This is a genomic window from Pseudomonas sp. GM48 (genome assembly GCF_000282335.1).
Lineage (GTDB): Bacteria > Pseudomonadota > Gammaproteobacteria > Pseudomonadales > Pseudomonadaceae > Aquipseudomonas.
In genome coordinates, this window is sequence record NZ_AKJM01000034.1 from 91,696 (window position 1) to 100,345 (window position 8,650).

Below are 8,650 nucleotides of genomic sequence, written 5' to 3' on the forward strand. Positions count from 1 at the left end.
ACTGTTTCCGAATTTTTTAGACGAGACTGAATCATGGCCCTCGACATTCACGCTCACCGCATCCTGATCCTCGACTTCGGTTCCCAGTACACCCAACTGATCGCCCGCCGCGTGCGTGAAATCGGCGTGTACTGCGAACTGCATCCGTTCGACATGGACGAAGATGCGATCCGCGAATTCGCTCCTAAAGGCGTCATCCTCGCCGGTGGCCCGGAGTCGGTTCACGAAGCCAACAGCCCTCGCTGCCCGCAAGCCGTTTTCGACCTGGGCGTACCGGTCTTCGGTATCTGCTACGGCATGCAGACCATGGCCGAGCAACTGGGCGGCAAGGTTGAAGGTTCCGAGCTGCGTGAGTTCGGTTACGCCCGCGTAGACGTGGTCGGCAAGAGCCGCCTGCTCGACGGCATCGAAGACCACATCGACGCCGATGGCCTGTTCGGCCTCGACGTATGGATGAGCCACGGTGACAAGGTCACCAAAATGCCGTCTGACTTCCACATCCTGGCCAGCACCCCGAGCTGCCCGATTGCCGGCATGTTCAGCGATGAGCGTCGCTACTACGGCGTGCAGTTCCACCCGGAAGTGACCCACACCAAGCAAGGCGGTCGCATCCTGTCGCGCTTCATCCTCGACATCTGCGAGTGTGAAGCCCTGTGGACTCCGTCGAAAATCGCTGAAGACGCCATCGCCCAGGTTCGCGCCCAGGTCGGCACTGACAACGTACTGCTTGGTCTGTCCGGCGGCGTTGACTCCTCCGTGGTTGCCGCGCTGCTGCACAAGGCCATTGGCGACCAGCTGACCTGCGTCTTCGTCGACAACGGCCTGCTGCGCCTGCACGAAGGCGAGCAAGTGATGGCCATGTTCGCCGAGAACATGGGCGTCAAGGTGATCCGCGCCAATGCCGAGGAGCAGTTCCTGGGCAACCTGGCCGGCGAAGCCGACCCGGAGAAGAAGCGCAAGATCATCGGCCGTACCTTCATCGACGTGTTCGATGCCGAATCCTGCAAGCTGGACAACATCAAGTACCTGGCCCAGGGCACCATCTACCCGGACGTGATCGAGTCGGCTGGCGCGAAAAGCGGCAAGGCCCACGTGATCAAGTCGCACCACAACGTGGGCGGCCTGCCGGAAGAAATGAACCTCAAGCTGGTCGAGCCACTGCGCGAGCTGTTCAAGGACGAAGTCCGCCGTCTGGGCCTGGAGCTGGGCCTGCCGTACGACATGGTCTACCGTCACCCGTTCCCGGGCCCGGGCCTGGGCGTGCGCATCCTCGGTGAAGTGAAGAAGGAATACGCCGACCTGCTGCGTCGCGCCGACCACATCTTCATCGAAGAACTGCGCAAGGCCGACTGGTACCACAAGGTCAGCCAGGCGTTCGTGGTGTTCCAGCCGGTGAAATCGGTTGGCGTGGTTGGCGATGGCCGTCGTTACGCCTGGGTCGTGGCCCTGCGTGCCGTGGAAACCATCGACTTCATGACCGCGCGTTGGGCACACCTGCCTTACGAACTGCTGGAAACCGTCAGCGGCCGCATCATCAATGAAATCGAAGGCATCTCCCGCGTCACTTACGACGTGTCGAGCAAGCCGCCAGCGACCATTGAGTGGGAATGATGGCGGTTGAACCAGCCATGTGAATCAATGGTTTAGAGGAGGCTGCCGGTGATCGTGAATACGACATCGATTGCAGCTTCCCAAACTCTGGGTCGTTGAATTCCATAGGATGAACGGCAGCGCCTGCGGCTTGATGGGCAACTTCGGCGCAGGCCTGCATGAGTCCATCTACTCTACCCAAACCAGATGATGCGCATGCAGTACAACGCATAAAGTCTGTGAGTAGCTTTTTCGCAAGAGGGCGCTTCCATGACTGTGCTGCAATCCGTTCGTAAACTGACCGTCATCGCCAAGGATCCGGGTCTGCGTCTGGGCAACAACGGACCCATAGTGTTCGCGCAGGTCGACGTGCCGGCCGAGATCCTGGCTTCGGGCCCCACTGGCTACAGGATCAAGGTGGTCGACTACAACGCGACCGAGCGGCACGCCTACGCCGATCGCCAACGCTATCAAGTCGGCGACGTCTTGCTCGATCCCTTCGCGCCGCAGGACGGCGAAACACTGCACGACAAGGCCTACCAGGCCCGCTTGCTCGAGAATCCCAATTTCCATGCCCAGAACTGCTATGCGATCGCGATGCGCACGCTGGGTCTGTTCGAGCGCGCGCTCGGTCGCCGTGTCCGCTGGTCGTTCGGTGGCCATCAGCTGCACATTGCGCCACATGCCTTCGCGCTGGCCAACGCTTTTTATTCGGAGCCCGACAGGACGCTGATGTTTGGCTACTTCTTCGACGACAAGATGCAGCCGGTCTTTACCGCGCTCAGCCACGACGTCATCGCACATGAGACTACGCATGCGGTACTGGACGGCCTGCGCACGCGCTACACGGAGCCGTCTGGTCCCGACCAGGCCGCCTTCCATGAAGGCTTCGCCGACATCGTTGCGATCCTCTCGATCTTCTCGCTGCCCGAAGTGGTCGCAGCGGGTCTGGGCTTCAATGACAAACTGCCGGGCCTCGGCGAGCCGATGCAGCTGATTCCTGCCGAGAAGGTCACGGGCGATGCCATACGATCGTCGATCCTGCTCGGCATCGCTGCCGAGATAGGTGCCATCGCGGGTGGTGGACGCGAGGCTCTGCGCCAATCGGTCAAGATTACGCCTGATCCGGACATTCTCGATGCCCCCGAAATGCTGGAGCCGCATCGACGAGGCGAAGTCCTCGTGGCAGCGATGATGCGCGCTTTCGTCGAACTATGGACTCAACGCATCGCCCAGCTCGGCACATTCGATGGTGGTGGCTACAACCTCAAGTCTGTCGTCGAAGAAGGAGCCAAGGCCGCTGCGCAGTTGTTGCAGATGTCGATCCGTGCGATCGACTACTGTCCACCGACCGATCTCGATTTTGGCCAGTTCCTGGCCGGGTTGCTCACGGCTGATCGCGAGCTGGTGCCGGATGACAGCCGGTTTGGTTATCGCTCGCAGATCAGGAATTCCTTCGAGGCTTATGGCATCGTCCCACCCAGTGGACAAACTGACACAGACGGATGCTGGTTGGGTTTTTCGACGCCGGAAGAGCTGCAGTATTCGCGTAGCAATGCCGAAGCGCTGACGCGTGACCCTGATGAATGCTTTCGCTTCCTTTGGGAAAACCGCGAGGCACTCGGCATCACCGATCGGGGCCATACGCAAGTGCAGTCGATCGACGCGGCATTGCGTGTCGATCCCGACGGTATTCCGTTCCGGGAAACGATTTGTCAGTACGTCCAGATCGGGCATTTCTTCGGATCCGAGCTGATGTCGGAGTGCGGCATCAAACCCTTGCCCGAGGGTTTCACGACCCGCACGCGGGCCGATCTCTTCGGCGGTGGTGTCGTCGTCTTCGACCAGTACGGTCGCCTCAAGTACCACATCTGCAATGGCCTGCTCGATGGCGCGCGGCAAGTGCGGCGCCTCGAGTACCTGCGCGATACAGGGCAACTGCGTATGCCACGCGATGAGGCGCGCATGCGCTTCTCGAGCATGCATCTGGCGCGCATGGAGGATTGACAGCATGGTCACCACTGCTCACAGCGCAGGGCCGCAACCCGTCAAGGCGACGATTCGCGCCTACCAGGTCGGATTCGGCGACTGCTTTCTTCTGCGCTTCGATTACAGCGACAACAGCGCCAGGCACATCCTGATCGATTTCGGCAGCACCGGCATGCCGAAAAACGATCCGAAGGCGGACATGAAGCGCGTGGCCGACGACATCGCGCAGCAATGTGGCGGCAAGCTCGACATCGTGGTCGCCACCCACCGGCATGCCGATCACATCAGCGGGTTCGCCACGTCTGACAATGGCGATGGTCCTGGCGATGTGATCCGGGCACTCAAGCCCGATCGCGTGCTGCAGCCATGGACCGAGGCCCCCGAAGCCCCCGAGAACTGGGCGGGCCCGGCTGATGCGGCAGCGGCGAAGAAGGCTTTCGACACGCGTGTTGCCTCGCTCGAAAGCATGCATGCCATCGCCGAATCGGTGGTGCGGCGGCTCGACAGCGAGAAGGGCTTCAACGCCCAATGGCCGTTTGCCGACCGCCTGCGCTTTCTCGGCGAGGACAACATCAAGAACCTCTCCGCGGTCAAGAACCTGATGACCATGGCTGGTGATGAGACACGCAACGTCTATCTGTTTCACGGCTGCGATGTCGATCTCGACGAAATCCTGCCGAACATCAAGGTGCACGTGTTGGGCCCCCCGACATTGCAGCAGTCGCAGTCGATCAAAAAGTATGCGAAAGCCTCGAGCGACTATTGGTTACGTGCAAGTCCCCTGGTGGCTCTCGGCGCGGATGCCGCGGTGGCCAGGCAGTCGGACAGCAAGCTGTTCCCACAGCTTTCGAAAGAAGAAATGTTTCGCAAGTCGCGCCTGCCAAGCGAGATGCGCTGGGTCGCGGAACGGGTCGACAACGCGGAAGCTGATCAGTTGCTCGGAATCGTCACGGCGCTGGATGACGCCGTGAACAATACGAGCCTCATCCTGTTGTTCGAAGCGGGAACCAGAAAGCTGTTGTTTCCCGGTGATGCGCAACTGGAGAACTGGAACTACGCGCTCCAATCGGGCATGGCGGAACTGCTCGACGACGTCGATTTCTACAAGGTCGGACATCACGGCAGCCTGAACGCAACGCCCAAGGCGATGTGGAACCGCTTCAACAAACGCAACGAGGAACAGACGCCCGATCGCCTCAAGACCATGATGTCGACGATGGCGGGCAAGCATGGCGGCAAGAAAGGTGCACCGACTGAAGTGCCGCGCATGCCACTGGTGGACGAACTGAAGGCCCAATCGGAGCTTCACAACACGCAGGACCTGGAACCCGGCGATCTTTGCGAGATCATCGTGATCGACCTGACTTGAAGAAAACCATTGAGTGGGAATGATCCCGCACACGCCATAATGGCTTGAGTGCTGGAGCAGTAAAGCCGTGTGAAACCAGATTTCACACGGCTTTTTTTTGTGGGCGCGTTACAGAGGTTTCGACCAACCTGCCAAGGTCATGCCCATTTGATCCAGAGCTTCCAGTAACGCCTTGATACTGGGAAACCGTCGTCCATTGATCAAAGGCCAGGACGGCCGTTTGATGGAGTGGTAGCCATGCTCCGTCTCGATGGCGGTACGCACCAGCGAGTTGTCACTGCTTCGGTGCATGAGATATGTCGCGACCGGGTCCTGTTTCAAGGTGTACATGCCGGGCCTGGTCAGCAGCTTGTCGATCTCCGGCATTCTTTGGGCCATCCAGGGCGTTTCGATCTGCAGGCGCAAATCGTTTTTCACAAACTCGACCGCGTGCCCGATATGGTCAACCGCGTAGTTCCTGCCAGGATCTGCCACGATGCCCGTGGCCTGACCTTCGGCGACATCCTCGATGCGCAAACCAATGGCTTCTTCCAGCTCGCTGATGCCCGCAACATTACGGTAGGTGCCGGCATGGGAATTACCCGTCAAGGCCACCCACCGGTGAGCACCATGCGAGGCCTGATCGGCCCGGATGACTGTCCTGGCGTAGAAATTCATCATTTGCTGCCTGAGCGTCTCTGTGTCGATGTTCTCGCCAAGATGGGAAGAACGCATGCCGCTGAGCCTGTAACTTGCCATGCAGTCGATGGCCTGAACCCGAACACGGTGTTTCCCCGCGGTCCTGACCACTTCAAGAAACGTGTAGCGATCGAGCGGGTCGGTCAAATGCCCGTGATCGAGTCCCTCTAAGTACTGCTCCAGGCTTTCAGGCATTGAACCTGTATTGAAAAACTCATCCAGATCGGCCTGATGGAAGTCAGTGAGCAAATGTTCCATGTAGAGGGTTTTGACGTTCTGCCTGGCTAAGTGCTCCATGTTGTCGATCAAGAATTGCTTGCTGCCGGTATCGCCATGGCTTTCACCAATGACCAGTCCTCGGGTGTCCTGAAAAAGCGTCTGAATAATGGTCTGGTCGGTAGCGGCTGAATCCATCGACGCAATGGGCGGCCTTGGTGGCAGCTGAGGGTGTTCATAAAAGCTCACCGCATCTTGAAGCAGGCGTTGTCTGATCGCCTTGAAATCCCGGTAAGGGTCGAACTCACGAAAATTCTCGTAGACATCCCATATAGAACGGTCGTGGAAACCATTTGCCGCGTTCTTGAGCTCTGGACGCCATCGGATCGGCACCTCATAAACGGATGTTGCACTTTGCGCACCGGCGTCCGGATGGGAAGCGGAAGGCCCGGGCAAAACGGGAACTGGTTTGCTTTGAGTTTTTCCGCCTCCCTTGAGGCCCTCTTTCGCCATGGTTTCCCACTTCCCTTCGGCATTCAGGCGCACAGGGATCGAGCCCGACAGTGCTGTCGGGTTTTCCGGGTCGATGATCGCCCAGTGGCCAGCGCCGTTGACGTCGGGCTTGAAATCGACGTAGTACGGCGTGTCATCGAGCATGATGGCGGTCGAAGGGTTGGAGTTCAGACGATAGATGCCCTGGTATTTTCCAGGTTCGCTTTCGGCGCTCATGCTTTCGAGCAACTCGTTGGCCTGCCATGTGTCCGGTACGGACGGCCTCTGAATGTGCGGGAGCGCCTGCGCCAGTCCTTCGAGCACGGACGCGGCACCATCAGCTTCGCCGGCCAGTTCCGGCCATCCCATCGGCTTCATGCCACGTTCGATCAATGCCTGCTTGAGTTGCTCGAAGTTATCGACCGTCATGGCGTTACGGGTTGGTCCGAACGGTGTATCCAGGGTGATTTTCCCTTCGGCCGTGAACCGGATGACGCTGTCCGCCATTCGATTATTGGCGTCGCGATAAACCACCAGCAGGCTGCTTCTGTAGCGCTGGAAAGTGAACATCCCGGGTTCTGACAACAGTGCTCGCAGTTCTTGCGAGGTTCTGTCGGCCCATGACGTTTGTATTTGCACTCGCCAGTCGCCTTTGATGAGCGCCCCGATGTTGTCGATATCAGTGAGGCCTTCCACGGCTTCAACGACAAGGGAGTCTGGATAGTCGGCATATTCCACCGCCAAGCCAGGGTCCGAACCGATGGGCTGTACCTGACCCGGAGGCACGTCATCGATTCGCACACTCAAGGCGTCAGTCTGTTCGCTGATGCCCCTGTAGTCTCTGAAACTTGTCATGTATTCCTGATTGACCAGGGCAACCCATTTGGCTGGCCCCTTTAACTCTTCATTGAACTGAATCACCTGGCTGGCAAAAAAACTTCTCGCCATTTGGCTGTTACCCCGAAAGACATGGGTTCCATTAATGTTGTAGGTCGTCGTCATGTCGAGGGCTTGCACACGAATGCGCTGAGCGTTGGCAGCTTTCACCAGTGCCAGCAGGTTGAATCTGCCCTCGGGGTCGTTTCCGGCATTGATATCGAGCTTTCTCAGGTAGTTCTCCAGCTCCTCGGGCATTTCGCCGGTTCGTGCAAACAAGTCCAGATCAAGTTGATTGACGTTAACCAGCAGTTCCTGCAGGTACAACGTCCTTACGCCGCGACCGGCCAGAGCGGGCATGTTTTCGATCAGGAACTGTTTACTGCCGATGCTGCCGTAACGCTCTCCCACAACCAACCCCGGTTTTTCCGCGAATGCAGTATCGAGCAGCTCGGTCGATGTGTTTATCGGCTCAGACGATACCGGTGGGCGAGGTGTCGGGGTATTGAGTTCGTAGTAGGCATTTGCTTCGCTGACCAGGAGATCGCGGGATTCTTGTTGCGCCAGTTCGAAGGCGCTCACATTCTCAATGTTTTCCTCGAAAGTGTTCATGAACACGCTGCGGGGGCCTGCTGTGTTCACATCCCCCAGCACACTGCGGACATCTATTGAGCCGATCGTCCATATCCTCCGGAACTCTGCGCGCTGGTCTGCTCCGCCGAGTGCCCATGTCCTCATTTCAGGGTCTTCGATCTCGGGTAAGGAAACTCCCGGTGTGCGTGCCCATTCTTCGACGACGGGTTCACTTGATGCGCCAGCAAGGGACGACGCTTGCATGCCGCCCCGCAGTCCCAGGCGCGGAATCACTTCCCACTCGCCTTCGGCGCTCAAACGTACGGGAATCGAACCGGAGAATGCATGGGGGTTGGCCGGGTCGATGATGGCCCAGGTACCACGGCCGTTTATGCTGGATTCGTAGCGCACGTAGTAAGCATCACCGTTGAGCTTGATGGCGCTGGAAGGGTTGGACGCCAGCTGATAGATACCCTGGAGTCTGCCTGGCTCGCGAACCAGAGTATCCTCATTGAGCGGTACATCGATCCTGAAAGTTTCTGGCACTTTCACGCTCGGCTCGGCTTTGCCCGCTGTGGACACGGGAACTTCGGCCGGCGTCGGCTTGGGACTTTTGACCGGATTGGGCGCGTCCTTCAAATCGGCGATTTCTTGCGCTTCAGCAGCGTCAACCTCGGGGCCGACGTCTTCCAGCGATCCCGGACCTTTGAGTACAAGCAGGTTAAACAGCACATCGATGCCACTGAGCACCGCGCCAATGATACCGGCCTTGCGTTCTGCAGCGGTTTTACCGTTGACCGCCTGATCGATGTTCAACCCCATATTGGCGAGGCTGGCGCCGATCACCGGCAGGGCGATCGGCCAGCC

The 8,650-nt window shown here is 58.8% G+C and carries 4 protein-coding genes; 3 read left to right on the forward strand and 1 reads right to left on the reverse strand.

The features are described from left to right. The first annotated feature begins 33 nt into the window (after window positions 1-33). The 3 genes from guaA to PMI28_RS24495 all read left to right on the forward strand — a co-directional run bounded on the left by guaA (window position 34) and on the right by PMI28_RS24495 (window position 4,948). A complete protein-coding gene (gene guaA / locus PMI28_RS24505; protein ID WP_007982837.1) occupies window positions 34-1,611 on the forward strand; it encodes a glutamine-hydrolyzing GMP synthase in 1,578 nt (525 codons plus the stop codon). A gap of 249 nt (window positions 1,612-1,860) precedes the next feature. Beyond that, on the forward strand, window positions 1,861-3,597 hold the full coding sequence (locus tag PMI28_RS24500) for a hypothetical protein (protein WP_007982839.1): 1,737 nt from the start codon (window positions 1,861-1,863) through the stop codon (window positions 3,595-3,597). Between the two features lie 4 nt (window positions 3,598-3,601). Then, window positions 3,602-4,948, forward strand: coding sequence for a hypothetical protein (locus tag PMI28_RS24495; protein ID WP_007982841.1), 1,347 nt, complete (start codon window positions 3,602-3,604; stop codon window positions 4,946-4,948). A 108-nt stretch (window positions 4,949-5,056) separates the two neighbouring features. Here PMI28_RS24495 and PMI28_RS29330 read toward each other — a convergent pair. Then, window positions 5,057-8,650, reverse strand: a 3,594-nt coding sequence (locus PMI28_RS29330) for a membrane-targeted effector domain-containing toxin (RefSeq protein ID WP_007982843.1), incomplete at its 5' end; no start/stop codon positions are given.